This window comes from Comamonas sp. C24C (assembly GCF_053345995.1).
Map to the genome: position 1 here is coordinate 188,194 of NZ_JBKFBC010000007.1, position 24,340 is coordinate 212,533.

27 protein-coding genes are annotated in these 24,340 nt (G+C 59.5%); 11 read left to right on the top strand and 16 right to left on the bottom strand.

Translation table 11 applies throughout. The features are described from left to right. Window positions 1-106 precede the first annotated feature (106 nt). Window positions 107-1,174 carry an HNH endonuclease gene (locus tag ACLBXN_RS14775; RefSeq protein WP_447612631.1) on the bottom strand — a complete coding sequence of 356 codons (1,068 nt, stop codon included), beginning with the start codon at window positions 1,172-1,174 and terminating at the stop codon, window positions 107-109. A gap of 1,243 nt (window positions 1,175-2,417) precedes the next feature. Here ACLBXN_RS14775 and ACLBXN_RS14780 point away from each other — a divergent pair. Next, the gene (locus tag ACLBXN_RS14780) at window positions 2,418-2,636 is read left to right on the top strand and encodes a hypothetical protein (RefSeq protein ID WP_447612632.1); all 219 of its coding nucleotides are present in this window, start codon (window positions 2,418-2,420) and stop codon (window positions 2,634-2,636) included. 276 nt (window positions 2,637-2,912) lie between these two features. On the opposite strand, the gene ACLBXN_RS14785 is transcribed toward ACLBXN_RS14780, so the two are convergent. Then, entirely contained in the window at window positions 2,913-3,665 is a 753-nt protein-coding gene (locus ACLBXN_RS14785; protein WP_447612633.1) for an SDR family oxidoreductase, read from the bottom strand. A 202-nt stretch (window positions 3,666-3,867) separates the two neighbouring features. Beyond that, window positions 3,868-4,050: a hypothetical protein gene (locus ACLBXN_RS14790; protein ID WP_043005007.1), complete on the bottom strand. Its 183-nt coding sequence runs from the start codon at window positions 4,048-4,050 to the stop codon at window positions 3,868-3,870. Between the two features lie 405 nt (window positions 4,051-4,455). Here ACLBXN_RS14790 and ACLBXN_RS14795 point away from each other — a divergent pair, with 405 nt between their 5' ends. Next, window positions 4,456-4,674, top strand: a complete 219-nt coding sequence (locus tag ACLBXN_RS14795; RefSeq protein ID WP_447612634.1) for a DUF7661 family protein — start codon at window positions 4,456-4,458, stop codon at window positions 4,672-4,674. A 567-nt stretch (window positions 4,675-5,241) separates the two neighbouring features. Here ACLBXN_RS14795 and ACLBXN_RS14800 read toward each other — a convergent pair. Both ACLBXN_RS14800 and ACLBXN_RS14805 read right to left on the bottom strand, forming a co-directional pair. Continuing rightward, a complete protein-coding gene (locus ACLBXN_RS14800) occupies window positions 5,242-5,724 on the bottom strand; it encodes a methyltransferase family protein (protein WP_447612635.1) in 483 nt (160 codons plus the stop codon). A gap of 394 nt (window positions 5,725-6,118) precedes the next feature. Continuing rightward, window positions 6,119-6,292 carry a hypothetical protein gene (locus ACLBXN_RS14805; protein WP_407713191.1) on the bottom strand — a complete coding sequence of 58 codons (174 nt, stop codon included), beginning with the start codon at window positions 6,290-6,292 and terminating at the stop codon, window positions 6,119-6,121. Window positions 6,293-6,374: 82 nt separating this feature from the next. Between ACLBXN_RS14805 and ACLBXN_RS14810 the strand changes: the two genes are divergently transcribed. From ACLBXN_RS14810 to ACLBXN_RS14820, 3 genes are all read left to right on the top strand, one after another. Next, window positions 6,375-6,581, top strand: a complete 207-nt coding sequence (locus tag ACLBXN_RS14810) for a hypothetical protein (RefSeq protein WP_447612636.1) — start codon at window positions 6,375-6,377, stop codon at window positions 6,579-6,581. A 325-nt stretch (window positions 6,582-6,906) separates the two neighbouring features. Then, window positions 6,907-7,698: a bestrophin-like domain gene (locus tag ACLBXN_RS14815; protein WP_447612637.1), complete on the top strand. Its 792-nt coding sequence runs from the start codon at window positions 6,907-6,909 to the stop codon at window positions 7,696-7,698. 583 nt (window positions 7,699-8,281) lie between these two features. Further along, window positions 8,282-8,635, top strand: a complete 354-nt coding sequence (locus ACLBXN_RS14820) for a hypothetical protein (protein WP_447612638.1) — start codon at window positions 8,282-8,284, stop codon at window positions 8,633-8,635. A gap of 431 nt (window positions 8,636-9,066) precedes the next feature. Here ACLBXN_RS14820 and guaA read toward each other — a convergent pair whose 3' ends face one another. From guaA to guaB, 4 genes are all read right to left on the bottom strand, one after another. Next, window positions 9,067-10,683 (bottom strand): glutamine-hydrolyzing GMP synthase, encoded by a 1,617-nt coding sequence (gene guaA, locus ACLBXN_RS14825; RefSeq protein WP_003054707.1) that lies wholly within the window; start codon window positions 10,681-10,683, stop codon window positions 9,067-9,069. 33 nt (window positions 10,684-10,716) lie between these two features. Next, complete coding sequence (locus ACLBXN_RS14830; protein ID WP_043005002.1) at window positions 10,717-11,157, bottom strand: type II toxin-antitoxin system VapC family toxin; 441 nt, start codon at window positions 11,155-11,157, stop codon at window positions 10,717-10,719. Continuing rightward, window positions 11,154-11,426: a type II toxin-antitoxin system Phd/YefM family antitoxin gene (locus tag ACLBXN_RS14835; protein ID WP_447612639.1), complete on the bottom strand. Its 273-nt coding sequence runs from the start codon at window positions 11,424-11,426 to the stop codon at window positions 11,154-11,156. The genes ACLBXN_RS14830 and ACLBXN_RS14835 overlap by 4 nt, the downstream gene beginning before the upstream one ends. 97 nt (window positions 11,427-11,523) lie before the next feature. Further along, on the bottom strand, window positions 11,524-12,999 hold the full coding sequence (gene guaB, locus ACLBXN_RS14840; RefSeq protein ID WP_167002192.1) for an IMP dehydrogenase: 1,476 nt from the start codon (window positions 12,997-12,999) through the stop codon (window positions 11,524-11,526). 97 nt (window positions 13,000-13,096) lie between these two features. On the opposite strand from guaB, the gene ACLBXN_RS14845 reads away from it, so the two are divergent. Further along, on the top strand, window positions 13,097-13,606 hold the full coding sequence (locus ACLBXN_RS14845; RefSeq protein WP_447612640.1) for a DUF4124 domain-containing protein: 510 nt from the start codon (window positions 13,097-13,099) through the stop codon (window positions 13,604-13,606). A gap of 75 nt (window positions 13,607-13,681) precedes the next feature. Here ACLBXN_RS14845 and ACLBXN_RS14850 read toward each other — a convergent pair whose 3' ends face one another. Together ACLBXN_RS14850 and ACLBXN_RS14855 are read right to left on the bottom strand one after the other, a co-directional pair. Further along, window positions 13,682-14,047 (bottom strand): RnfH family protein, encoded by a 366-nt coding sequence (locus ACLBXN_RS14850; RefSeq protein ID WP_447612641.1) that lies wholly within the window; start codon window positions 14,045-14,047, stop codon window positions 13,682-13,684. Further along, window positions 14,040-14,492 carry a type II toxin-antitoxin system RatA family toxin gene (locus tag ACLBXN_RS14855; RefSeq protein ID WP_043005099.1) on the bottom strand — a complete coding sequence of 151 codons (453 nt, stop codon included), beginning with the start codon at window positions 14,490-14,492 and terminating at the stop codon, window positions 14,040-14,042. The genes ACLBXN_RS14850 and ACLBXN_RS14855 overlap by 8 nt, the downstream gene beginning before the upstream one ends. Before the next feature lie 159 nt (window positions 14,493-14,651). Here ACLBXN_RS14855 and smpB point away from each other — a divergent pair, with 159 nt between their 5' ends. Beyond that, window positions 14,652-15,125 carry an SsrA-binding protein SmpB gene (gene smpB, locus ACLBXN_RS14860; RefSeq protein ID WP_003054725.1) on the top strand — a complete coding sequence of 158 codons (474 nt, stop codon included), beginning with the start codon at window positions 14,652-14,654 and terminating at the stop codon, window positions 15,123-15,125. A gap of 103 nt (window positions 15,126-15,228) precedes the next feature. Further along, window positions 15,229-15,627, top strand: a complete 399-nt coding sequence (locus tag ACLBXN_RS14865; protein ID WP_407713184.1) for a DUF4259 domain-containing protein — start codon at window positions 15,229-15,231, stop codon at window positions 15,625-15,627. 58 nt (window positions 15,628-15,685) lie between these two features. On the opposite strand, the gene ACLBXN_RS14870 is transcribed toward ACLBXN_RS14865, so the two are convergent. Beyond that, window positions 15,686-15,979 (bottom strand): hypothetical protein, encoded by a 294-nt coding sequence (locus tag ACLBXN_RS14870; RefSeq protein ID WP_043004996.1) that lies wholly within the window; start codon window positions 15,977-15,979, stop codon window positions 15,686-15,688. Window positions 15,980-16,189: 210 nt separating this feature from the next. Between ACLBXN_RS14870 and alaS the strand changes: the two genes are divergently transcribed. Beyond that, window positions 16,190-18,814 (top strand): alanine--tRNA ligase, encoded by a 2,625-nt coding sequence (gene alaS / locus ACLBXN_RS14875; RefSeq protein ID WP_447612642.1) that lies wholly within the window; start codon window positions 16,190-16,192, stop codon window positions 18,812-18,814. A gap of 245 nt (window positions 18,815-19,059) precedes the next feature. Here alaS and trmB read toward each other — a convergent pair whose 3' ends face one another. The 4 genes from trmB to ACLBXN_RS14895 all read right to left on the bottom strand — a co-directional run bounded on the left by trmB (window position 19,060) and on the right by ACLBXN_RS14895 (window position 23,113). After that, window positions 19,060-19,794 carry a tRNA (guanosine(46)-N7)-methyltransferase TrmB gene (gene trmB / locus ACLBXN_RS14880; RefSeq protein ID WP_447612705.1) on the bottom strand — a complete coding sequence of 245 codons (735 nt, stop codon included), beginning with the start codon at window positions 19,792-19,794 and terminating at the stop codon, window positions 19,060-19,062. Between the two features lie 29 nt (window positions 19,795-19,823). Next, on the bottom strand, window positions 19,824-20,882 hold the full coding sequence (gene gluQRS, locus ACLBXN_RS14885) for a tRNA glutamyl-Q(34) synthetase GluQRS (RefSeq protein ID WP_447612643.1): 1,059 nt from the start codon (window positions 20,880-20,882) through the stop codon (window positions 19,824-19,826). Window positions 20,883-20,924: 42 nt separating this feature from the next. Then, entirely contained in the window at window positions 20,925-22,040 is a 1,116-nt protein-coding gene (locus ACLBXN_RS14890; protein WP_003054741.1) for an NAD(P)/FAD-dependent oxidoreductase, read from the bottom strand. 134 nt (window positions 22,041-22,174) lie between these two features. After that, window positions 22,175-23,113, bottom strand: a complete 939-nt coding sequence (locus ACLBXN_RS14895; RefSeq protein WP_447612644.1) for a LysR family transcriptional regulator — start codon at window positions 23,111-23,113, stop codon at window positions 22,175-22,177. Window positions 23,114-23,234: 121 nt separating this feature from the next. On the opposite strand from ACLBXN_RS14895, the gene ACLBXN_RS14900 reads away from it, so the two are divergent. Both ACLBXN_RS14900 and ACLBXN_RS14905 read left to right on the top strand, forming a co-directional pair. Beyond that, window positions 23,235-23,936, top strand: a complete 702-nt coding sequence (locus ACLBXN_RS14900) for a pirin family protein (protein WP_447612645.1) — start codon at window positions 23,235-23,237, stop codon at window positions 23,934-23,936. 74 nt (window positions 23,937-24,010) lie between these two features. After that, a partial coding sequence (locus ACLBXN_RS14905; protein ID WP_447612646.1) for a DoxX family protein occupies window positions 24,011-24,340 on the top strand: 330 nt, incomplete at its 3' end.

The window sequence follows — 24,340 nt, forward strand, 5'->3', positions numbered from 1 at the left end:
TGCTGCGGCCATCCAGGTGAAATGAGGCGGCAGCTTGTGGGCGACTTGCTGCTAGCGCAGAACGGTCAGAATCCGACGCTCGAACAAGTCGAACTATGACATTACGTTATAAATTTTGCGCCGGATAACCGAAATGCGCTTTCCTATGGCAGTTCGGACAAATTCCTATTGCATTTTCCACAGTGTCGTCACCGCCGTTGGCTAATGGAATTCTGTGATGCACCTCAAGATAGGGAGATCCATCCGATTGACGAATGAATGGCGCGGCCTGGCGACATTCTTCGCATCTTCCCGCTGCGCGTTCCAGCACCTCTGCCACCACATCCGGATTTCTCTTGAAAATCGAGGATATAACCAATATTTTTGTCGGCTTTTTGGGTGCTGCCGCCAGTCTTGCTAGGCGTTGCTCCCTGGGTGATTTCTGAGCTGCTCGCGTTTGTTCATCAAATAATTTGGCTGCGAAACCAGCATCCTCTAACACCCCAGACTCTGTTGTATTTCTCTCTAATTCGAACCATTTGGAGCCGTCGGACTCGCGAATGATATTTCGATAGCTGAATACACCCTGATAGGTAAAGGGACCAGTATCGCTCTTCCTTACGAATGTAAGAATCGGTATTTTTTTGTTGTTAAGTATCGAGGCATTTGCCTTGAAATGTTCACCGAAATCCTCGCCAATACTCTTCAGGTAATACTTGAGTCTGACTGGCTCTTCTAACCATGCATTGGGATAACGTCCACCGGATAACGTGGCCTTGATAACTACTGCTGATGGTTGTCCCCCAGTGTCCAAAACGAACATACCTCCTGCCCGCGTGTCATAGTTTCGTGAAAAGATGAGTATTTGGTATGCGCTGTATTGATCGCCGACGATGAAATCAGTGGGACGTGTGCAGTCATTGGCCCAAAGAGAGAATTTTTTCTCGAATTCATTCGATATGTCTTCAAACGTCTTCAATCCGTGATCATGGATAGCTTTATATGTTGGATCATCATTTACAACCTTGAAGCGCTTAAGGTAGGCAATAAGGTCACCAACTCGTTCGAAGTTGTCAAGCCAGATATTGGAGCTCTTGACCTTGCGTTTTATCTCGTCTGACAATAAGGGATGAAGCAGCGCAGGCGTTTGGACTTGGCTACGAATATATTCACGAGCTTGGTTAATAGGCGTCATTACTTATTTAAATAGAAGGTGGAACTGAGCTCCTCACATTATGCAAATGTAACCTGCTTTTGGTTGTTGGCAGCCCTGAATTTCTCGCTTAGAAAGTAGCACGGGGTGTGCTACGCTCACTCTCGGTCAGGAAACGTAGTTGATTTGGTCAGTGCGTAGGTGAAACGCTCGCCCAAGCATCATGGTGACTAAGTCGCTTGTATGGATGACGCTGAATCGCGATCGGGCGTTGGAAGAGTCTAAGCGTCAGCCCAGGCAGCAGGCTGGCCAGGTGCTCTAGGACGTCGTTGGTCAGTGCTGTTAACGTATCTTTGCTCGTTTGCGGCCGATTCAGTTTTGATCATCAAGCAGAGTTGGGTGCCAGTAAATATAGAAATTTCCAGGGGAGTTTTCTGGGGAGTTTAGGGGGCGCGACGGGAATTGAAATGATGGCGCTCAGAGGGAGATAGCCCCGTTGGCCCCCCTTAAACCCCGGTTTGATCGGTTCGATTCCCATCGTCAGATGTAGATCTCATTAGAAATGAAGACCTATCGCAATTTTTACTGAGACCAGGAATTTGGCCCAATGAAAGATCTGGTTTAACCACTCTTTGAGTGTCTTGATTTACTTGCAGTCCACGCTCGAAGGGCAACGATTTCGAGTGCAACATCTGACGGGCTACATGCGTAGGGGTCGTACCAGTTATTCGCAGCGGCAATTGCACCGAAGCAGGGGGACTGGCGCATTGGCAAACCCAGGCTGAATCTGATATCTGCAACTCCAGGAGACAGAATCTTTCAGGCCTGATGCCATCCGCGTTTGCTGCCGGTGCGGGCCTTGTATGACCCGTTAGGCAGATCACAGTCATCAATTCATGCTGTCCGATATTCACGGTGAATTTGCCTTGCGACGCTTTTCTATAAAGCGGTGGACGCTATCAAAATTGATTCTTCACTTATTGCATTCGCTATCTATTGAGCAGGAATGTGGTCACCACGGTCATGTCGAATCTGCAGCAGTCCATGCAGTGCGCTTCTGATGCATCACAAATACCTGGGCCGATGGCTGGTTGCCGATGGGCGCACCAAAAGCGGCTTGGCGAGATGGCTGCAGTTGTTTGAGGAAAGACGGCCTTACACATTGAAAACCCGCAAGATATCGAAGCGACTAGACTCAGACAAATGAAGAAACTGTTTGGAGTCTCTGCACTCGTATTGCTTTTGTCGGGCTGCTATGCAGCAGGCCCTGGATACAGCTACGGGTATGGCGATACCTATATCTATCAGCCTTACGGCGGCTCGTACTACTACGGGCGGCCAGCATACAGGCCTGGGTACCACCATCATCATCACGTGCATCGTCCACCTGTCCATAGGCCTCACCCAGGTCATGGCGGACATGGAAATCATCGTCCTCCACATGGCGGGCATAGGCCGGGTGGAGGCCATGGGCATCGCTGAGCTGCATGTACCAGGGGAATGAGCGAAGACTGGAAAATTGATGTTGCAGCAGCATGCCAGTTAAGGAGTCAACTGCGGATCGGTGACTTGGGCAGTTGAGAGTCTTCGGCATCTGGCAGGCTATATTTTTGACTTAGGCAGGAATGCCGGCCCCTGTTCCTTCTTGGCTTTCGGTCCGGGATCTACTTGCGCAGATGTGCTTGTCAAAGTCGTTCGCCGCATGCCTGTGGCGCTCGAGGACATCTAAAAGCCCGCCTTGGCGGGCTTTGTTGTGAATGGACGGGCTAGCGTTTTTTCCTCAGAGGTTTCCGCCCGAAATTTCAATCAGACTGCCCGTGGTGTAGGGGGACTCATCCGACATCAGCCAGACGATTGCATTCGCAACCTCCAGGGCGCTTCCTCCACGCCGCATGGGAACTCGGGGCGCCAGGTGTTGAACCCTGTCCGGCAGTCCCCCGCTGGCATGAATATCCGTTTCGATGAGGCCAGGGCGGACTGCGTTCACGCGGATGCCTTCCGCAGCCACTTCCTTGGCCAGTCCCAGAGTCATGACATCCATGGCTCCTTTGGACGCTGCATAGTCCACATACTGGCCTGGCGCGCCCAGTCTTGCAGCGATACTGGACACATTCACAATCGCTCCGCCATGACCGCCGCGTGCCGTGCTCATCCGAAGCACGGCCTCGCGGGCACACAGAAAAGCACCGATGGTGTTGATGCGAAACATCCGCTCCAGACGCTCAAGGCTGAATTCCGCCACCGTCTGTGCCGTGTCCACGATGCCCGCGTTGTTGACCAGTGCATCCAAGCGCCCGAACTGCACATCCGCCACTGCAAAAAGGCGTCGAATCTGTTCTTCGCACGCCATGTCGGCCTGAATGGCCATGGCATGCCTACCCATGTCGGTGATTTGCGAGACAACCGCCTCGGCAGCTGCTTGGTCCGTATGGAAGCTGAGCAGCACATCCCAGCCGGCCGTTGCAGCTTGTATGGCGGTGGCTGCACCAATACCTCGGCTGCCACCGGTGATGAGCACAACTTTGTTTTTCATGGGTCTCCTGAAGGGTGCATGGGATTCGGCTGAAAGTCCGGGCATGGGCAGCACAGCTTCCGACCCATCTTATCGCTGCATTTCTTGTTGGCGCCCAGGTTTGGCAGGGTCTACCTGCTCATATTCCTGTATCTCAAGGCAACAAAAAACCACCTGTCGAGGTGGTCGAGAACCCATCGCAATAGGAGTTTGATGCGCCCGGCTACCAATACCGGTAGTTGTGGCGCTCGCGCAGCAGCCTCTCTTGCTCCTGCTTTTTTTCCATTGCTGTGGGCTCTTGCTGTTCTAGTTGTGGCGGTGTGGGGAAATCCTTGTCCATGGAGAACAGCTCCTTGGTGGTCTCCCAGAACTTCTGGATTGGCGGGGGAATACGGCTATCTGGCATATAGACCTCCAGTCCTGGATGACGAATCAGGATCGATCGTCAAGGAGCACAGTACTCTTTTTAATAACCCTAAATGCTCTCCAATAAGTAAAACGTCAGCTTCGATGCTGGTGCTATCTCGGAGCGTGCTCGCCAGACGGTTTTCAAAAAGCCGGACCCTGCTTGAGTCGGCTGCCTTAGCTCAGAAAGCCAATCTTCATGCAGGTACCGCTGCTTCTTTCCATTGCCAAAGTCAACCTGGTGGATGCATGGCGACTGCTTGCAAAGCCGACTGCGGACATCGCGTCTGAGATGAGAGTCACGCTGTTGTCTCATCCAACTGATAAAGGCCGCAGCGCTCGGGCGAGTGCACAGGCGACGCAGGAGAAAACGGGCTAGCATGCAAGGCACAACAAGGGAGTGGCCATGGAAAGGTATCGGTTCAATGTGTTCGGCGATATCGTGCTCATAGAGCGCAGAGACTCCGCATGGCGCTGTTTTGCCGTTGGAGCCGATGGCAAGCTTGGCTTTGTGGATCTGGCCGTTCCTTCCGAGGTCTCTTACGCGGAGTTGCCTCAGTATCTCTACGACATCTTTCACGAGAGCGCCGCATCGTCCGATGGCGATATCTTCGAGATAGTCTGAGCCTCCTGGTATCCCTGCAGCCGCTTGCGGAAGGTCTGCAGCGAGGGCCTGGGCACTGGCTCCAGTGCGCTGCAGCTTGTTCAGCGCTCACATGGGCGCAGGTCTTGTCTCCGCTGCATTTGGGTCAGACATCGGAAGGCGTTTAGAGATCTTTCCATGGCGGATGAAGTATAGAGAAGCCGGGCTCCGGCTATGCTGGCTTCGGATATTCGCTGAGGCACTAGCGCCTTGGGTTGGTCTCGCTTCGCCTGACAGCGCAGGGGACGAGCAGCCCGTTTAAACCGCATACAGGAGATGCCCATCATGACGTTTCAAAAGAATCCGCTCAAGGAAGCGGAACCCAAGCCGGAACCGGTTGATCCTCCCGATGAACAACCGCCTGCAGAGTTGCCGGCCGACCCCATAGATCGGCCGAATGTATAAAGGCTTCAGTCAGCGATGCCTTGACTGACTCCGTTTGTTGACCCAATAGCGGCTTGAGTGCTTCTACCTTGGTATCGCGAGCGTGGTTGCTATGCTCAGTCATCAAAACTGATTGGGCATTCCCCGGAGCTGATTCAAGCCCATCTACAGCCAGCGTCGGACCTGTTGGCGATAGGTATCGAAGGACGCTCCAAATTGTGCTTGCAGAGCTTCTTCTTCCGGCCGAATCTGAAAGCGCTGCAAATAAGCCATGAATAGCGGCACAAGAAGCAGTGCTGACAACTTGCCCAACCCTGTGGCGAAGCCAAGCAGCAGCAGCGCAAAGCCCAGGTACATCGGATTGCGCGTCATACGATAGACCCCGCTGACGACCAGTGAGGTCGACGCTGCAGGAGTTGTGGGGTTTACCGTGGTTTGGGCGCGCTGAAACGCTCCTACGCCGGCTATGCAGAAGGCGCCGCCCAATATCGCCAGCAATGAGGCCACCATCCTGTAGGCGGGGAATTTGGTGACCAGGATATCTGGCAGAAGCCACATGGCTGCGGCAAATACTGCGAACAGTGCCACAGGCGGCACTCGCAGCGCGAGCAAAGAGGAATCAGTTTGCGAGCGGGATTGGAAAGTCATGTGTTCAAGGCTAAAGCTTGAAGTGACTTGATGGTCAACAATGTCTTTGAGGATGGTGCGGTGGTGCGCGCAGGCGCAGGCCGTTGATCGCCAGCCGGCTTGGTTGGCCCTGACAGTGCGCAGGTGTTACATCTTTTCGGGCTTCTTACGCCCGCTCCATCATCGCCAGATCTGGGTAGGTGGTGAGCCCCAACGGGTGAACCGTCTGTTTGGCAGAAGTGACCATATAAGGTGATTTCCTGGCCGCGGGCATGAAAGTCACAGGATGTGAGTTTTGAAAGAAGAGGGCAGATTCCGAGAAGCGACGTGGCCTAGCATGGACCTATGTTCCATGAAAGGAGGTCGGTCATGAAATCTCTCAATGCCTTTGTATTGCTCGCCGTTGTGACGGCTCTCAGTGCCTGTGAAAAAGCGCCACAACCAGAACTTCAATCGAGGCCGCCAGCAACAGAAGGAATGCCTGCACCGCATCCAGCCCCGGGGTCACAAGTTCCTGTTCCCGAGCCATCGCCTGCAAATCCCAATCCACGTCCATAACCTTTGTGATGTGGGCTGTGAGAAGGTCCATATCGTTGCAGCAAGACATCGGGTTTGGCCCCATGTCTTGCTGCATATCAAGGCCCGACGACAACTAGCTATCAAGTGGGGAGATGCCGGAAGCAATGGCACCGCCGATACATGAAATATGGAGAGCAGCCTCCGATAACTATTTCAGGAGCTGGTTCAGCGATGAGAACCTTGGCGATGGAGCATTGCCTGCTTCTCAGGGAGCAGGCAATGCTCCACGCCGGATATCCAAAGGGATTCACCTGTTTGCCGCAAACAACGAGAAAGACCTGCTCATTGAAGCGCATTGATAGTGGCGCATTTCTTGGCCGTAAGCCAGGCTTGCGATATGCCGGTGTAGCTGCATGCTCCGTTTGCGGCTGATTTTTGCTGCGCGTCTTTTGGGGATGTAGAGTCGCAGCGGATGTGGGCATGGGCTTGTCCATTGCTCGGCCCGCCTGGCTCGCGAGTGCCTGCTTTGCGTTTGGCTTACCGATAAAGCGTATATTTGCCTGGAGACAAGCTGATGAGGGCGCTGCCCCAAGGCTAGCGCTGGGCTGTCGAAGTCAGAGTCATTCCCTCCAGCTTGCTGCTTACTGCCTGCTGGTGACTATTGAGCTGGGTTGGAGAATAACGATGCAAAAGACATTTCTCGCCATCGATACCAACTCCTGGATACTGCTGGTCAGTATTTTTGCGTTGCTCAGCCTCGCGGCTTTTCTGGGCAAGTTCACCTGGAACAAGAGGTTCAAACATGATGCCGTCGCCGAAGATGAACTCAAGATCGTCCTGGGCGCGACCTTGTCATTGTTTGGTCTGCTGATCGGCTTCATTCTGTCGTTCGCGATTGGCGGCTACAACATGCGCGTGGCGGCCGAAGAAAACGAAGCCATCGCAATCGGCAATGCTTTTCAGCGCACCAGCCTGTTGAAGGACAGTCATCAGCAGCAGGCGAAGGCCTTGCTGCAAGACTATTTGAGCCTGCGCACACAATTCTTTGAGACCATGAATGAAGACCGGCGGGCGGAAATCCGTAGGGAGTCCATTCGCATGCAGACCCGGATGTGGACGCTGGTAAGCAAGATTGCCACAGCCAACCCCGACCCGGTCATAGCGACAGCCTTGAATGCCTGCAACGACCTTTATATCGCGCAGCAGAAAACGATGGCCAGCTGGCGCCATCACATTCCAGGTGCGGCCTGGTTTCTGCTCATCATCTTCGGGGTCTGTTCGAACTTTCTTATCGGCTACAACATCCGTGGCCAAAATCGTCGCAGCTCTCTGATTTTCATCGTCCCGTTCGTCACGGCCCTGGCTCTTTTCCTCATTGCCGAGATCGATGTGCCTGGTAAAGGCCTGATCCACGTGTCGCCGGACAATCTCACCATCCTGCGCGAAACGCTTTCCGATGGCGGGTTGATATCTTGATTGCTGCATGCTCACTGGCCCCGTATGCGGTTCCTGTCGGCAGCGTCTTGACCCTCAGGTTTCTGAATGGCAGAGCTTGCTCGCCGGCTGGCTGCGCTGGTCGAACTGGTTCGCTGCGGTTTGAGAGGTCACAGCTTAACGAGCCTGCTTCATGAAAAGCCTACGCGGTATGGAGCCCGGGGCTATACGGGCGATCATCGAATTTATGAGCATGTAGCGCAAAGCCTATATGTATTTGAAAGCAGTTTTATATCAAGATCGTTGCATGACTTGCGCTATCTGCTTCGGTTTCAGTAGCATGCAGCTGCTTTACTTATTGCGCTGCTGAGATGCCGCGCCAATGACTACCGTGCAGGGCGAGAATTGCTCCAACGCTTTTGACAAAAAATCGGTGGCGATGCACTCCGGCTGTTGCAGAGAAAGACCATCCAGCGATGGCCATTTTGCGATGATGCTGCCAGTGTGATTGACTGCGGTGCGCCTGTGGCGGTGTGTTGCGATCAAGGTGAATCAGGGCCGGCCCAGGCTTTTGATGCTGCTTGATGGTGGTTGGTTTGGGGTTCAACAAGCAAGGAAGTTCGTCATGAAAGTGATGCTGGCCATTTCATTGACCGCTATTGCTCTGGTGGGCTGCAATGCCTCCCAGCCGCCTGTGCAAAGTGCTGCCGGGGACAAGTCGGCGGGCGTTTCAGCCACCAGGGTGGTCAACTTTGTGGGGCCCATGGATTTGACGATCAGGCTGCAGTCTTCGGATAATTTTGAGACCGCCGTGATGACGGACAACGCCGATCGTTCGTTCAACATGACCCGTGTGCCGGCGGCTAGCGGCTTGCGCATGTCGGATGGCAAGAGTACGTTCATCCATTTCAAGAATGGCGAAGGTATTGTGGAGTTTGTGAAGGATCGCCCCATCCGGATCAAGGAGTTCGCAAAATAATCGGCCTGCCGATTCGATGGCAAGTTCATGGCGACATGGGTATTTTTTATGAGCCAGAGTCAGGCGAAGCCGCATTGCCATGCTGCGGCTATTTTTTTTGGGGTGCTGCCATGCGCCAGTCTTTCCTGCTTCGGCATGGCGCACCAAAGTACTGCACGGCGCTGTGGCCTTCGTGGCGCGAATCGCCTCGCCATGGGCCTGCTGCAGCTTTCCGTGACTATGTTCGTGCTGCTCGCACAGATGTTGTGGGTAGGTGTCTGGAAGGTTCTTCATCTATTTGCGGTGCTCCTTCATCCAGCTCTCGACCTCCGAGGGGCTGGGTGGTGAGAGCGGCAGGTTCCAGACAGTGCCAGCCCGCAACAAAAAAGCCCGCAGATTACGGGCTTTGATGAGGGGCAGCTAAAGCTTGCCTGTCAGTTCACGACAGTGCGTTATTCCCACTCGATGGTCGCTGGCGGCTTGGTGCTCACGTCGTAGGTAACACGGTTGATGCCGCGCACTTCGTTGATGATGCGGCCTGACACCTTCTTGAGCAGGCCGTAGGGCAGCTCCGCCCAGTCGGCGGTCATGAAGTCGCTGGTGACCACGGCGCGCAGGGCCACGACGTAGTCGTAGGTGCGGCCGTCGCCCATCACGCCCACGCTCTTGACGGGCAGGAACACGGTGAAGGCCTGGCTGGTCAGGTCGTACCAGCTCTTGCCAGAGGCCTCGTCGATCCAGTTGTTCAGTTCTTCGATGAAGATGGCGTCGGCGCGGCGCAGCAGGTCCGCGTATTCCTTCTTCACTTCGCCCAGAATGCGGACACCCAGGCCGGGGCCGGGGAAGGGGTGACGGTAGACCATGCCGCGGGGCAGGCCCAGGGCCACGCCCAGCTCGCGCACTTCGTCCTTGAACAGGTCGCGCAGAGGCTCCAGCAGCTTCAGGCCCAGTTGCTCGGGCAGGCCGCCGACGTTGTGGTGGCTCTTGATGGTGACAGCCTTCTTGCTCTTGGCGCCGCCCGACTCGATCACGTCGGGGTAGATGGTGCCCTGGGCCAGGAAGGTGGCTCCCTTGGAGCCGGCGTTGGCAGCCTTGAGCTTCTCGGCCTCGGCCTTGAATACATCCACGAACAGACGGCCGATGATCTTGCGCTTTTGCTCGGGCTCGGACACGCCGGCCAGCTCGCCCAGGAACAAGTCGGAAGCATCGACGCGCACCACCTTGGCGTGCAGCTTGCCTTCGAACATGTCCATGACCATATCGCCTTCGTTCAGGCGCAGCAGGCCGTGATCGACGAACACGCAGGTCAGTTGGTCGCCGATGGCGCGGTGGATCAGGGCTGCAGCCACGGACGAATCCACGCCGCCGGACAGGCCCAGGATCACTTCTTCGTCGCCCACCTGCTCGCGGATCTTGGCCACGGCTTCTTCGATGTAGTCGCCCATGATCCAGTCGGCTTGCGTGCCGCAGATGTCGAGCACAAAGCGGTTGAGCAGTGCCTGGCCCTGCACGGTGTGCGTGACCTCGGGGTGGAACTGCACGGCGTAGTAGCGACGTGCCTCGTCGGCCATGCCGGCGATGGGGCAGGATGGCGTGGAGGCCATGACCTTGAAGCCGGGAGGCAGTTCGGTGACCTTGTCGCCGTGGCTCATCCAGACCTTGAGCATGCCGTGGCCTTCGGCAGTGGCGAAGTCTTCGATACCTTCCAGCAGCTTGGTGTGGCCATGGGCGCGCACTTCGGCGTAACCGAATTCACGGGTGTTGGAGCCTTCGACCTTGCCGCCCAGCTGGGTAGCCATGGTCTGCATGCCGTAGCAAATGCCCAGAACGGGCAGGTTCAGCTCGAACACGGCGTCGGGAGCGCGGTCATCCACTTCGTAGACGGAGGCATGGCTGCCCGACAGGATAATGCCCTTGAGCTTGCCATCGGCGGCAAACTCGCGCACCCAGTCGCTGCTCACATCGCAGGGGTGGACTTCGCAGTAGACATTGGCTTCGCGCACGCGGCGAGCAATCAGCTGCGTGACCTGGGAGCCGAAGTCCAGAATAAGAATCTTGTCGTGTTGCATGGTGATCAAGGGCAAGAGGGTGGCAAAAAGGGATTAGAAATCTTCGGGAGCCCAGACGGTGACGCCGCTTTTGCGGGCGGCCGCCATCTGGGCTGCGTCGAATGTGGCCAGCGGCAGGCGCAGCGATTGCGCCAGCCACAGGTAGGCGGCATCGTAGGTGGGCAGGCCTGTGTCCAGCGCCACATCCAGTACGGCCTTGTGCTGTGCAGGCGCCAGATCGTGCAGCTCCACGCGATGGCGAATGGCTTCCAGCACGCCCCACAAGCCTTCGACCGAAGTCTGTGGGATACGTCCATTATTCACGCCCGATGCAATCAGGTTGCCGCATTCCCACTGCCAGAGGTTGGGGGCTTGGGGATCCACCTCATCGCGGCGGATGCGGGTGTACAGGCGCCGGGTGTGTTCGCTGGCGCTGTCAGGCAGCAGCCAGGCGGCGGTAACGGAGGCATCAAGCACAAAAGCGGTGGCGCTCATGCCTGGCTCCGTCCGGTGTGGCGCAGGCCGGCGATGCTGTCAGCAGCGCTCGTTGCAGCGGCTGGCGCTTTCACCGTCTGTTGCAGAGCCGAGATCTGCTCCAGCTCGCGCGCAATCTGCTCATCGGTGATCACGGGCTTGCGGCGCATGGGCAACATGCGCACGACTTCTTTGCCGTGGCGCGTGATGCGCACTTCCTCGCCTTGCTCGACCATTTCGACCAGGGCGGAAAAGCGGCTTTTGGCTTCGTAGATACCGATAGATTGCATGGTGGAAAACAAAAAATCTGGCTAGAACCAGTAGTTCAGGCCAGATTTTAGCATTCTGACCAGATTTTTCAATCTGGTCAGATTTCAAGGGGCTTGCTTAGTCAGCGCGGTAGTTGGGCGCTTCCTTGGTGATCTGCACGTCATGCACGTGAGATTCGCGGATGCCGGCTGCAGTGATTTCCACAAACTCGGCCTTTTCGTTCATCTCGCTGATCGTGGCGCAACCGCAGTAGCCCATGGAGGCACGCACGCCGCCGGCCATCTGATAGACGATGGAGACCATGGAGCCCTTGTAGGGCACGCGGCCTTCGATGCCTTCGGGAACCAGCTTGTCGGCATTGGGGTTGCCGGTGGACGATTCCTGGAAGTAGCGGTCGGCCGAGCCTTGCTGCATGGCACCAATGGAGCCCATGCCGCGGTAGCTCTTGTACGAGCGACCCTGGTACAGAATCACTTCGCCGGGAGCTTCTTCGGTACCGGCAAACATGCCGCCCATCATGATGGTGGAGGCACCTGCGGCCAGGGCCTTGGAGATGTCGCCGGAGAAGCGGATGCCGCCGTCGCCGATCAGGGGCACGCCAGTGCCCTTCAGGGCGTCGGCCACATTGGAGATGGCCATGATTTGGGGCACGCCCACACCTGCCACGATACGGGTGGTGCAGATGGAGCCGGGGCCGATACCGACCTTGACCGCGTCAGCGCCGGCTTCCACCAGTGCCAGGGCGGCAGCGCCGGTGGCGATGTTGCCGCCGATCACGTCCACCTGCGGGTAGTTCTGCTTGACCCAGCGCACGCGGTCGATCACGCCCTTGGAGTGACCGTGGGCCGTGTCCACCACGATGGCGTCCACGCCGGCCTTGACCAGCAGTTCCACACGCTCTTCGGTGCCAGCGCCCACGCCGACGGCAGCGGCCACGCGCAGGCGGCCCGATGCGTCACGCGCGGCATTGGGGAAGGTGGTTTGCTTGGTGATGTCCTTGACGGTGATCAGACCCTTGAGTTCGAAGGCGTCGTTCACCACCAGAATACGTTCGAGCTTGTGCTTGTTCAGCAAGGCCTTGGCTTCGGCGGGGCTGGTGCCGTCTTTTTCATTGACGGTAATCAGCTTCTCGCGGGGCGTCATGATCTGGCTGACCTTGACGTCGTAGCGGGTCTCGAAGCGCAGATCGCGGCTGGTCACGATGCCGACGACCTTGCCGCCGTCGCACACGGGGAAGCCCGAAATGCCGCGCTCTTCCGACAGCTGCAGCACTTGCAGCACGGTGTGCTCGGGGGTGATGACCACAGGGTCGTGCACCACACCGGATTCGTGGCGCTTGACCTTGGACACTTCAGCGGCTTGCTGCTCGGCTGTCATGTTCTTGTGGATCACGCCGATACCGCCTTCTTGCGCAATGGCGATGGCCAGACGCGCTTCGGTCACCGTGTCCATGGCGGCAGACACCAGGGGCAGGTTCAAGCGGATATTGCGAGTGAATTGGGTGGCGAGAGAAACGTCCTTGGGCAGGACTTCGGAGTAGGCGGGAACGAGCAGGACGTCGTCAAAGGTCAGTGCTTTTCCGAGAAGGCGCATGTGATGGCTCCAAAAGAAAGATTGTACCTGTGACTTGCCGCACAATGTGGGCTCGTGAGCCAGAATCCCCAACGCCTGTCCAAGACTTATTGACTCCATGCACGCCATCAAGTTCGCTTTGTTCGCAGCCATAGCCTGTTGCACGGTACCCGCCATTGCCCAGTGGCAATGGATAGATGGTCAGGGGCGCAAGGTGTTCAGCGACCGGGCGCCGCCTGCGGATATCCCGGCCAAGAATATCTTGCGCAGCCCCGGTGGCGCAAAGCCTGCGGCGCCTGTGGCCGTGCCTGAAGCCAGTGCAGCTGCGGCCAAGCCTTCGGCGGACAAGGGCGTAGACAAGGGGCTGGAAGAGCAGAAACGCAAGCAGCAGGAGCAGGAGAGCGCCAAGGCCCAGGCCGACAAGCTGCAAAAGGAAAAGCAGCGCCAGGACAACTGCAACCGCGCCAAGCAGGCCAGGGCAACCCTGGCCTCGGGCCGCATGCTCTCGCATGTGAATGCCAACGGCGAGCGCGGCTTCATGGACGAGGCCACGCGCGATGCCGAGATCAAGCGAGCCGATGCCGTGATCGCTTCCGATTGCGGACCCATGGCAGAGCCGGCGCAATAGTCGCCAGAGTCTTCGCCGAAATCTGGATAAAAAAGCGCCTTCTGAAGGCGCTTTTTTTGTCCTGCTGGCTGTTGGTTAGTAGCCGGCCTTGGCTCCGTCCCTCTGACGTTTGAAAAGTCCGGCGCTGCGCGCGCCCTGGCGGGCAAAGCGTTCGCGTCTGGCGACCTTGGGGTCTACGGTCAGCGGGCGATAGACCTCCAGGCGATTGCCATGCTGGAGCACCTGGTCCGCGGTCGCAGTCTTGCCCCAGATACCAACCATGCCAGCCGAGGCTTCGGGCAGTTGCACAGCCGGCAATGCTGCTGCTGAAGCGGTCACTGCGTCCAGCGCTTGCTGGACGGTGCTGCCTGCTGGAAGCTGCAACAAGGTTTCCTGCACGGTACCGGAGCAGGGCGAAATGCAGACCGTGATGTCGATCAGCGTGGGGAGCGCATCAGCCATAGATCTGCTCGGCACGCTTGATGAATGCGTCGACCATGGAGCCTGCGATGCGGTCAAAGACCGGACCGATGATGGCGGCCACTGCGCCGTTCTCGAAGCCGTAGTCGAGTTGCAGCTCGACCTTGCAGGCGCGCTGCGTGCCGTCGCCCACGGGGTGAAAGCGCCAGTGGCCCTCAAGACGCGAGAAAGGTCCCTTGACCAGGCGCATGCTGACCTGCTTGCCGCCGTTGTCCATGGTACTGTTCGTGTTGCGCGTCACGAAAGACTTGCGCAGTCCGCTGAACGCAATGCCCACCTCGGCAGTCATGCCGGTGCCGTCCTGCTCCAGAATCTTGGCATGATCGCACCAGGGCAGAAAGTCGGCATAGTGGGCCACGTCCGTCACGAGGGCAAACATTTCTTCGGGGCTGTACCAGATCAGGACGGACTTGTTGACGTTTTTCATGAACAAAGAGCAATCAGCAGGGCGCAAGAGCAGGGAATTGGTCAGGGCCAATCAACCCAGGGGCGCGATGCGAAACTAAAATCATCGCTCAGAGGCGAGACGGCAATCCAGTATTGTAGGGAGAGCTTTCATCTCCGGTCCGCCTGCAACTAATATTCCATGGCCAAGAAACCAGAAACATCGTCGCGCATTGCCGACAATAAAAAAGCAGCTTTCAACTATTTCTTCGAGGAACGCCACGAGGCCGGCATGGTGCTGCACGGCTGGGAGGTCAAGGCCTTGCGCAGCGGCAAGGTGCAGCTCACCGATGGCTACGTGCTGATCAAGGACGGCGAGCTGTTCCTGCTGGGCTGCCAGATCAACCCGCTCAAGACCGCTTCCACCCACGTCAATCCCGACTCGGCGCGGATCAAGAAGCTGCTCTTGAAAAAGGACGAGATCAAGCGCCTTGTCGGCAAGGTCGAGCAAAAGGGCTACACCCTGGTACCCATCAATCTGCATTGGAAGAACGGTTACGTGAAATGCGAGATTGCCCTGGCCAAGGGCAAGGCCGAGCATGACAAACGCGACGTGATCAAGGACCGCGAGGGCAAGCGCGAGGTGGAGCGCGCCATGAAGAACCGCAACCGTTGACCTGCCGCGCCTGGATCGACTGCCCGGACTGACACAGCTCTGACATCAAGGCCCGCTATGTTGGGCCTTGCTTTACTGACATATCGCAGCAAGGAGTTTGGTCATGGGCACTTGGTCGCACGGCAATTTCGATAACGACACCGCATTGGACTGGCTGGCCGATATCACGGGCCAGCTCATCGATGAAATTGCCGAGGCCCTGGACTCGCCCGAGGCCTTGCAGGCGGGCGAGCCCGAGTCCGATCTGGTTCCCTGCCGGATCGAGCTGCTGTGCGCCATGGCCGAGGGCGGCATGCATCCGCTGTGGCCGGATCTGCAGACGCTGGAGCAATGGAAAGCCACTTATCTGCAGGCCTGGGATCAGAGCATCGACGAACTGGAGCCGGAAGAGGGCTACAAGCAGGATCGTCGCGTTGCAATCATCGAGACCTTCGACCGCATGATCGCTCTGGCCGCTGCAGAAGAGGAAGAGGGCGCGGGCGAAGACTGGGGCGAAGAGTAAGTCTCTCGGTCACGTAGGACGCATGCCCGGAGCCCGGGCTTGCCCCGTCGCAGCTGCTTCAGGGGTTTTCGCCGTAGCGGGTCTTGAAGTCGAATTCGAGGCGTTCGCAGTCTTCGGGGGACCTGAACTCCTGGGTCTTGCGCTCGGCCTCAGGCTTGGCCGTCTGCTTCCAGCAGATCTTGATGGTTTCAGCCTCCGTCCAGCGCTGCTTGCTGAGCGGATCGTCCATGAACTGGCCGACAAGCATGAGCGCGCCAAAGATGACCACGGGCAGGGCGATGAGCCAGACCACCAGGCGGTTTTTGGCTGGGGCATCGGGTTTGGAAGTCTCGGTTTTTGGGGTATCGCTCATAGTGGCTGCCGATTATCCGCAAGCCGATGATGAAGACATTAATGCAACGCATGAAAATTCGTGATCGCTGTTATCGGCACAAGGCAGCGCGGGTATGTAGTCGCAAACCTATAATGTTCGGCTGATTTGCCTGTCTGCGCAGCTCCTGAAAAAGCAGCGCCGGGCCGTACTGATCGCAGGCGTCATGCTGGCGTCTTCATACCAAACACCATGAGTACACCCACTTTTTCCGTTGCGGACATCCGCAAGACGTTCCTGGATTTCTACGCTTCCAAGGGCCACACCGTTGTCGCGTCCAGCTCGCTGGTTCCCGGCAACGACCCCACGCTGATGTTCACCAACTCCGGCATGGTGCAGTTCAAGGATGTGTTCCTGGGCACGGACAAGCGCCCCTACAACCGTGCAACATCGGTGCAGGCCTGCCTGCGCGCTGGCGGCAAGCACAACGACCTGGAAAACGTGGGCTACACCGCGCGCCATCACACGTTCTTCGAAATGCTGGGCAACTGGTCCTTCGGCGACTACTTCAAGAAGGAGTCCATCGAGTGGGGCTGGGAGTTGCTGACCAAGGTCTTCGGCCTGCCTGCCGAGAAGCTGCTGGCCACGGTCTATCACGAAGACGACGAGGCCTATGACATCTGGAAGAACGTCATCGGCCTGCCCGCCGAGCGCATCATCCGCATCGGTGACAACAAGGGCGGCAAGTACAAGAGCGACAACTTCTGGATGATGGCCGACACCGGCCCCTGCGGCCCCTGCTCGGAAATCTTCTACGACCACGGCGAGCATATTGCCGGCGGCCCTCCCGGCAGCCCGGAAGAAGACGGCGACCGCTTCATCGAGATCTGGAACCACGTGTTCATGCAGTTCGACATGAAGGAAGACGGCTCCGTGGTGAAGCTGCCTGCACCCTGCGTGGACACCGGCATGGGCCTGGAGCGTCTGGCGGCCATCCTGCAGCATGTGCACAGCAACTACGAGATCGACCTGTTCCAGGCGCTGATCAAGGCTGCCGGCCGCGAAACCCACACCGAAGATCTGAGCACTCCTTCGCTGAAGGTGATTGCCGACCATATCCGCGCGACCTCTTTCCTGGTGTCCGACGGCGTGATTCCTTCCAACGAAGGCCGTGGCTATGTGCAGCGCCGCATCATCCGCCGCGCCATCCGTCACGGCTACAAGCTGGGTCAGAAGACTCCCTTCTTCCACAAGCTGGTGGCCGACCTGGTGGTGCAGATGGGCGATGCCTATCCCAAGCTCAAGGAGCAGGAAGCGCATATCACCAGCGTGCTCAAGGCCGAGGAAGAGCGTTTCTTCGAGACCCTGGCCAACGGCATGGAAATCCTGGACAGCGCGCTGGCCGGCGATGTGAAGGTGCTGCCCGGCGATGTGGCTTTCAAGCTGCATGACACCTACGGCTTTCCGCTGGACCTGTCCAACGACGTGGCGCGCGAGCGTGGCGTGACGGTGGACGAGGCCGGCTTCAACGCCGCCATGCAGCACCAGAAGGAAACTGCCCGTGCAGCCGGCAAGTTCAAGATGGACCGCGCGCTGGAATACACGGGGGACGCCAATGTGTTCACCGGCTACGACAAGCTGGCCGAGGCTGCCAAGATCGTCGCGCTGTACGCCGATGGCGTGAGCGTGAATGAACTCAAGGCCGGCCAAAACGGTGTCGTGGTGCTGGACACGACCCCCTTCTACGCCGAATCCGGTGGCCAGGTCGGCGACCAGGGCGTGATTGCCGCGGGCGGCAACCGCTTCGCCGTGGAAGACACGCTCAAGATCAAGGCCGATGTATTCGGTCACCACGGCGTGCTGGAAACCGGCAGCCTCAAGGTGGGCGATGCCGTTGAGGCGCAGGTGGATACCGCTGTGCGCGCTGCGACCATGCGCAACCACTCGGTCACCCACATCATGCACAAGGCCTTGCGCGAAGTGCTGGGCGGCCATGTGCAGCAAAAGGGCTCGCTGGTCAATGCCGAGCGCACCCGTTTCGACTTTGCGCACAACGCTCCGGTGACGGCCGAGCAGATCCGCGAGATCGAAGCCCGCGTCAATGCCGAGGTGTTGGCCAACACCGCCACCGATGCGCGCGTGATGGACATCGAAAGCGCCCAGAAGACCGGCGCCATGATGCTGTTCGGCGAGAAGTACGGTGAAACCGTGCGCGTGCTGGACATCGGCTCCAGCCGCGAGCTCTGCGGCGGCACTCACGTCAGCCGTACCGGCGACATCGGCCTGTTCAAGGTGGTGGGCGAATCTGGCGTGGCCGCTGGCGTGCGCCGTATCGAAGGCATTACTGGCGAAAACGCGCTGGCCTATCTGCAGTCGCTGGAATCCACTGTGGACCAGGCAGCAGCCGCTTTCAAGGCGCCTGCTGCCGAGCTGACCAACCGCATCGGTGGCGCGCTGGATCAGATCAAGGCGCTGGAAAAGGAAATTGCAGCTCTGAAGGGCAAGCTGGCTTCCAGCCAGGGCGACGAGCTGGCCACGCAGGCCGCCGACGTCAATGGCGTCAAGGTGCTGGCCGCCAAGCTCGAAGGTGCGGATGCCAAGACCTTGCGTGACACCATGGACAAGCTCAAGGACAAGCTGGGCGCGGCCGTGATCGTGCTGGCTGCCGTTGATGGCGACAAGGTGCAACTGGCCGCAGGCGTGACCAAGGCTGAAACCGCCAAGGTCAAGGCTGGCGAGCTGGTGAACTTTGTGGCCCAGCAAGTGGGCGGCAAGGGCGGTGGCAAGCCCGATATGGCCATGGCCGGCGGCACCGACGCCGCAGCCGTGCCCGCAGCGCTGGCCAGTGTGCAGGCCTGGGTGACCGAGCGCCTCTGAGCCGTGCGCCTGTAAGGCGAGCGTCAAAAGGCAGCCCAGGCTGCCTTGACCCAAAACAAAACGCTCCTCAATGAGGAGCGTTTTTTATGGCTTGGAGCGAAACCCTTGCGACTGGCGCTGACCAAGATCCGAGATGCCGAGCAAGAGCCGCCTCGCGGCGAAGGCATCGTCCCCCTTCCATAGCGCGAAGCGCGTAGAGAAAGGGGCGCCCGGCTAGGGGAAGGCGCAGAGCGCCTCAGGGGGTATTACTTTTTCCTGAACACCAGGTCCCAGACGCCGTGACCGAGGCGAATGCCGCGGTTTTCGAACTTGGTCAGCGGGCGGTAGTCTGGCTTTTCGGCGTAGTTCTCGGCCGTGTTCTGCAGCATGGGTTCTGCGTTCAGCACTTCCAGAATCTGCACCGCATAGGGCTCCCAGTCGGTGGCGCAGTGGATATAGCCACCGGGCTGGATGCGAGCAGCGAGCTTGGCGATCAGCGGGCTCTGGATCAGGCGGCGCTTGTTGTGCTTTTTCTTGTGCCAGGGATCGGGGAAGAAGATGTGCACGCCATCGATCGAGGCTTCAGGCAGCATGTTGTCGATGACTTCCACGGCATCGTGCTGGAGGATGCGGATGTTCTCGATCTCCTGCTCGCCAATGCGCTTGAGCAGCGCGCCCACGCCGGGCTCGTGCACCTCACAGCACAGGAAATTGTCGTCGGGGCGCACGCGGGCGATATGGGCCGTGGCTTCACCCATGCCGAAGCCGATCTCCAGAATCAGCTTGCCGTCGCGACCGTAGGCGGCTGCGGCGTCCAGCGGGGCCTTCTGGTATTGCAGCAGAAAGCGCGGACCCAGCTCCTCGAAAGCCTTGGCCTGGCCCGTGGTGGTGCGGCCGGCGCGGCGCACATAGCTTTTGATGGTCTTGGGATAGGCCACGCCTTCGGGCGCCTGGCCTTGGGATGCTGCGGATGCGTCAGCGGCTGGCACGTTTTCGGCCATATCGGTAGTAGGTGTTGGAATAGAAGAAGTCACGGGGCGATATTGTAGGTTTGGCGCCAGCATTGAAGCCAGAAGTCCAGCGCCAAAGGCAAGGCGCTTGCGGGGCTTTCGTTGCTGCCAGTCGTGGCCGCAGGCGCTTGTGGCAGGCCCAGCTGCTGCGCTGCAGCAGACAGCACGGCCAGCGGCTGGCTGACATCCACGGCGGGTGCGCCATGCTGTTTGGAGAGCTTTTCTCCGTTGTCCATGCAAACCAGCGGCGTGTGCAGATAGCGCGGCTGAGGCAGGCCCAGTGCGCGTTGCAGCACGAGCTGGCGCGGGGTGTTGTCTGCCAGGTCTTCGCCGCGCACCACATCGGTGATGCCTTGCTCGGCGTCGTCAACGACCACGGCCAGCTGGTAGGCCCAGAGCCCGTCCGCCCGGCGCAGCACAAAGTCGCCCACGCTGGCGAGCAGGTCTTGCTGCTGCGGGCCCAGACGCCGGTCCTGCCAGTGCAGCACAGGGCGCACGCTTTCCAGATAAGGTTGCCTTATTGCTATGCTTTGCGTAGCTGCTTGCGCTTGTTGGGTAATGGTTTTGGGTTGATTCTCTTGTAGTTCATGTACCTGCTGCTGCAGCGCAAAGCGCCAGGCCCTGGAGAGCTTGCCTTGCAGGCCATGGCGGCAGGTGCCGGGGTAGGGGCGCTCCACATGCCGCTCGTGAGCCAGCCCCTTTGCCTGCCAGGCAGCTTCGATGTCCTTGCGCGTGCAGCCGCAGGCGTAGGCCATGTTTTGCGCCTGCAGTTGCTGCAGTGCTTTTTCATAGAGAGCATGGCGCTGCGACTGCCATACCACGGGGAGATCGGAGTGCAGGCCGCAGGCGGCCAGCTGACGCAGGATTTCCTGGTCGGCGCCAGGTTGGCAGCGTGGCGGATCGATGTCTTCGATGCGAATCAGCCAGCGTCCCTGGTGGGCGCGTGCATCCAGCCAGCTGGCCAGTGCCGCGACCAGGGAACCCGCATGCAGCGGTCCGGTGGGGGAGGGGGCAAAGCGCCCGATATATGGCCCCGCACTGGGGGCACTGGTGAAGGGACGGGAGAGGGCCGCAGTCATGAGGGACGCCATCTTACGCCCCTTGCCCTGTGCGCAGCAGGCTCAGGCCAGAGCCAGGCCCATTTCGAGCCCCGAGACAAAAGCATCTTCCACGCGCAGACCTATGCACCAGTCGCCGCACAGGCCCAGGCCTACCGAGGGATCGTGGCTGAAGGGCCTGCCCAGGGGGGCCAGAGTCTGGGCATGCTGCCAGAGGTAGACGCTGGCATGGCGCGGTGCGACGCGGATGCCGGTGATCTCGCCAAAGGCTTTTTGCAGCTTGGAGAGCACGCGCGTGGCGTCGTCATGGCGGTGCTCGTTGGACCACAGCGGGTTGGCATGAATCGTCCAGCGCTCGGTCTGGGCGCGGCCGGGTTTGGAAGACTCGCGTGCCACCCAGGCAACGCGCTCATGCGTGCTGCGCGCCGCATTCCACTGCGGGCCCAGCGTGGTCAGGCCGGCCTGAGCCGCCATGGGGTAGGACAGCGTCATGGCCCAGCAGGGGGCCATTTCCACGGGGGCCAGGGTCTTGGCCAGGGCCGCACCCTGCGGCGCGGTCTGCAGCAGTTGCGCGGCCACGGGCGCCGGCACCGCCAACACCACAGCGTCGAAGTCGGCGGCAATCTGCGGGCCGTGGTCCTCGGTGTCCAGCATCAGCGACCATTGGTGGCGGCTGTGGTGGCTGCCGCTGGCAATGTGGTGGCTCATGGCGCGCAGGGACTGGCCCAGATGCAGGCGTCCGGCCTCCCACAGCGGAGCGGCCCAGGCCAGGGGCAGGGACTGCATGTCTGGCATGCCGACCCAGTGGGTCTCGCGCACCGGTGCGTGCTTGTCGACTCTGCGGCCCTGGGCATTGCGGGTCTGCACGCTGTTCAGACTCCAGGCGCGCAGACTGCCGGGCGTGGTGTCCAGCGCCTGCTTGAAGCGTGGGTCGCGCACGGTGAAGAACTGGGCGCCGATGTCAAAGCTGCCATAGGGGCCGCTGACCGAGCGCATGCGCCCGCCAGCCTGGGTCAGACGCTCATAGACATGAACGTCGTGTCCGGCCTGCATCAGCGTGCGGGCGCAGGCCAGGCCTGCAATACCTGCACCGATGACGGCAATGCGCTTGGCACCGGGATGCAGGGAGGGGGAAGAAGCAGAGGCAGTTGCGGACGCGCGAGTGCGGGAAGCATTCATGGAAAAGCCTTTTCGACACCGTTTGAGTTCTAGCGTAGCCAGCTATCCAAAAGATAGCAAGTGCTGCTTTTGCTGAATTGTTGCAGCGCAACTCACTCTACACCTCCCGGATGTCGGCTGTGAGCCGCCTCAGCTTATTGGCGGTGATGGTTTTCCATGAGCGCCTTGCGCGTGGCCGGACTCTCGAGCTGCGTCAGCCACCATTGCAGCGCGCGCCCGGGCGTGCGGTGGGCCGGGCCGGGCCAGGCATAGTGCAGACGCAGATTGCGGCTGGCGCGCCGTACCTGCCTTGTGACCAGCAGGCCGGCGTCCAGATAGGCCTGCACCATGCCGCGCGGCAGAAAGCCTGCGCCAATGCCGCGTATCTGTGCTTCCAGCTTGGCCTGCATGCTGTCCACGGTGAGCACGTCCTGGCCGTTGACCAGACCGAAGCTGGTGTTGCTGCGCACGCCAGAGTCGGCCACTGCCACCATGCGGTGCTGCAGCAGCAGCTCGTCGGACAGCGGCTCGTCGAGCCTGGCCAGCGGATGGTGCGGCGCGACGGCGAAGACGAAATCCATCTCCCCGATCTCTCGCGTCTGCAGCTCCGAGACATTGCTGGTGTTGACCGCCACGCCAATGGCCAGGTCGGCCTGGCCGCTGGTCAGCGCTTCCAGTGTGCCGTTGAGAATGCCGTCGCGCAGCTTGAGCGTGGTCGGCGGGCTCAGCGCATAAAAGGCTTCGACGAGTTCGAAGACGGGCGTACGGGCCACGGCGCCGTCGATCACGATGGTCAGCTGCGGCTCCCAGCCCGTGGCCACGCGCTTGACGCGGTGCGCCACGGCATCGATCTCCTGCAGCAGCCGGGCGCCCTCGTGCAGCAAGGCCTGGCCGGCTTCCGTGGCCTGGGCGTGGCGCGAGCTGCGGTCGAACAGCAGCACGTCGAGCGCATCTTCTATCTGGCGCACGCGGTAGGTCAGCGCACTGGGCACCAGACCGAGGGAGCGTGCCGCAGCAGCAAAGCTGCCGGTTTCGGCTATGGCCTGCAGCATGGCCAGGCTGTCGGGGGTGAGCACATCGCGGGAGCTGGGCATGGTGGGATCGAGTATTCAAACAGTTTGAATGATGCCATCAACGCCGTTCAGCCACAGTCTTGCAGCCGACTTCTACAGTAGAGCCCATAGAGACAGTCACTTGAACGAAAGGAAGCACACCATGATGACTCTGCGCAAATCCCAGGAACGCGGCTACGCCGACCACGGCTGGCTCAAGTCCTATCACAGCTTTTCGTTTGCCGATTACTACGACCCGCGCCACATGGGGTTTGGCAATCTGCGCGTGATCAACGAAGACCGCATCGCGCCGGGCACGGGCTTCGGCGCCCATGGCCACCGCGATATGGAAATCATCAGCTATGTGCTCGAAGGCGCGCTCTCGCACAAGGACAGCATGGGCAATGAAACCCCCATCCTGCCCGGCGAAGTGCAGCGCATGAGCGCCGGCTCGGGGGTGGTGCACAGCGAGCAGAACTACGCCCAGGACCAGACCACGCATTTTCTGCAGATCTGGCTGCTGCCGGCGCGCACCGGCATCGAGCCCGGCTATGCGCAAAAGACCTTCAGCGAAGCGCAAAAGCGCGGCCGCCTGTGCCTGGTGGCCTCGCCAGATGGAGCCGAGGGTTCGGTGAGCATGAATGCCGATGCGCGCTTGTTCGCCGGCCTGTTCGACGCAGGCGAGGCTGCGGATGTGGCCCTGCCAGCCGGTCGCAAGACCTATGTGCACTTGGTGCGCGGCGAGCTGGACGTGAATGGACAAAAGCTGACAAGCGGCGACGCTGCTCTTATTGAAAATGAGGAGCGCCTGCGCCTTGCAAATGGCCGGGCTGCGGAAGTTCTGGTGTTTGATCTGGAGCCTTGAGTCTGACGATTTCAAGGGTTGTGATGATGGATATGAGCCAACGCGACCTTTGGTCGCAATGACTGGAGTTTTAAATGTTGAATCAATTCAGAAATCCTCTGGACCTGCTGGGGCGGGTGCTGATCGCCCTGCTGTTCCTGCCGGCGGGCCTCCAGAAAATCAGCGGCTTTGCCGGCACGGTGGGTTATGCCGCATCGGTGGGCATGCCCATGCCCCAGGTCGCCGTGGCGGTGGGTCTGGTGATCGAGATCGTCGGCGGTCTGGCCATCCTGCTGGGCTGGCATACGCGCTGGGCGGCCCTGATCCTGGGCTTTTTCACCCTCGTTGCCAGCTTCTTCTTCCATAACTTCTGGGGCGTGGCAGCCGAAGCCGCCATGATGCAGCAGCTGCTGTTCTGGAAGAAC

Coding starts and splice junctions, on each gene's coding strand:
- trmB (WP_447612705.1), bottom strand. CDS start 19,794: ATGGCCGAAAACGTGCCAGCCGCTGACGCATCCGCAGCATCCCAAGGC.
- ACLBXN_RS14835 (WP_447612639.1), bottom strand. CDS start 11,426: ATGCAATCTATCGGTATCTACGAAGCCAAAAGCCGCTTTTCCGCCCTG.
- ACLBXN_RS14820 (WP_447612638.1), top strand. CDS start 8,282: ATGAAAGTGATGCTGGCCATTTCATTGACCGCTATTGCTCTGGTGGGC.
- ACLBXN_RS14815 (WP_447612637.1), top strand. CDS start 6,907: ATGCAAAAGACATTTCTCGCCATCGATACCAACTCCTGGATACTGCTG.
- guaB (WP_167002192.1), bottom strand. CDS start 12,999: ATGCGCCTTCTCGGAAAAGCACTGACCTTTGACGACGTCCTGCTCGTT.
- ACLBXN_RS14790 (WP_043005007.1), bottom strand. CDS start 4,050: ATGCCAGATAGCCGTATTCCCCCGCCAATCCAGAAGTTCTGGGAGACC.
- smpB (WP_003054725.1), top strand. CDS start 14,652: ATGGCCAAGAAACCAGAAACATCGTCGCGCATTGCCGACAATAAAAAA.
- ACLBXN_RS14810 (WP_447612636.1), top strand. CDS start 6,375: ATGCCGGAAGCAATGGCACCGCCGATACATGAAATATGGAGAGCAGCC.
- gluQRS (WP_447612643.1), bottom strand. CDS start 20,882: ATGACTGCGGCCCTCTCCCGTCCCTTCACCAGTGCCCCCAGTGCGGGG.
- ACLBXN_RS14795 (WP_447612634.1), top strand. CDS start 4,456: ATGGAAAGGTATCGGTTCAATGTGTTCGGCGATATCGTGCTCATAGAG.
- ACLBXN_RS14890 (WP_003054741.1), bottom strand. CDS start 22,040: ATGAATGCTTCCCGCACTCGCGCGTCCGCAACTGCCTCTGCTTCTTCC.
- ACLBXN_RS14775 (WP_447612631.1), bottom strand. CDS start 1,174: ATGACGCCTATTAACCAAGCTCGTGAATATATTCGTAGCCAAGTCCAA.
- ACLBXN_RS14865 (WP_407713184.1), top strand. CDS start 15,229: ATGGGCACTTGGTCGCACGGCAATTTCGATAACGACACCGCATTGGAC.
- ACLBXN_RS14830 (WP_043005002.1), bottom strand. CDS start 11,157: ATGAGCGCCACCGCTTTTGTGCTTGATGCCTCCGTTACCGCCGCCTGG.
- guaA (WP_003054707.1), bottom strand. CDS start 10,683: ATGCAACACGACAAGATTCTTATTCTGGACTTCGGCTCCCAGGTCACG.
- ACLBXN_RS14870 (WP_043004996.1), bottom strand. CDS start 15,979: ATGAGCGATACCCCAAAAACCGAGACTTCCAAACCCGATGCCCCAGCC.
- ACLBXN_RS14800 (WP_447612635.1), bottom strand. CDS start 5,724: ATGACTTTCCAATCCCGCTCGCAAACTGATTCCTCTTTGCTCGCGCTG.
- ACLBXN_RS14900 (WP_447612645.1), top strand. CDS start 23,235: ATGATGACTCTGCGCAAATCCCAGGAACGCGGCTACGCCGACCACGGC.
- ACLBXN_RS14895 (WP_447612644.1), bottom strand. CDS start 23,113: ATGCCCAGCTCCCGCGATGTGCTCACCCCCGACAGCCTGGCCATGCTG.
- ACLBXN_RS14850 (WP_447612641.1), bottom strand. CDS start 14,047: ATGGCTGATGCGCTCCCCACGCTGATCGACATCACGGTCTGCATTTCG.
- ACLBXN_RS14780 (WP_447612632.1), top strand. CDS start 2,418: ATGGCGATACCTATATCTATCAGCCTTACGGCGGCTCGTACTACTACG.
- ACLBXN_RS14855 (WP_043005099.1), bottom strand. CDS start 14,492: ATGAAAAACGTCAACAAGTCCGTCCTGATCTGGTACAGCCCCGAAGAA.
- ACLBXN_RS14805 (WP_407713191.1), bottom strand. CDS start 6,292: ATGGACCTTCTCACAGCCCACATCACAAAGGTTATGGACGTGGATTGG.
- ACLBXN_RS14845 (WP_447612640.1), top strand. CDS start 13,097: ATGCACGCCATCAAGTTCGCTTTGTTCGCAGCCATAGCCTGTTGCACG.
- ACLBXN_RS14785 (WP_447612633.1), bottom strand. CDS start 3,665: ATGAAAAACAAAGTTGTGCTCATCACCGGTGGCAGCCGAGGTATTGGT.
- alaS (WP_447612642.1), top strand. CDS start 16,190: ATGAGTACACCCACTTTTTCCGTTGCGGACATCCGCAAGACGTTCCTG.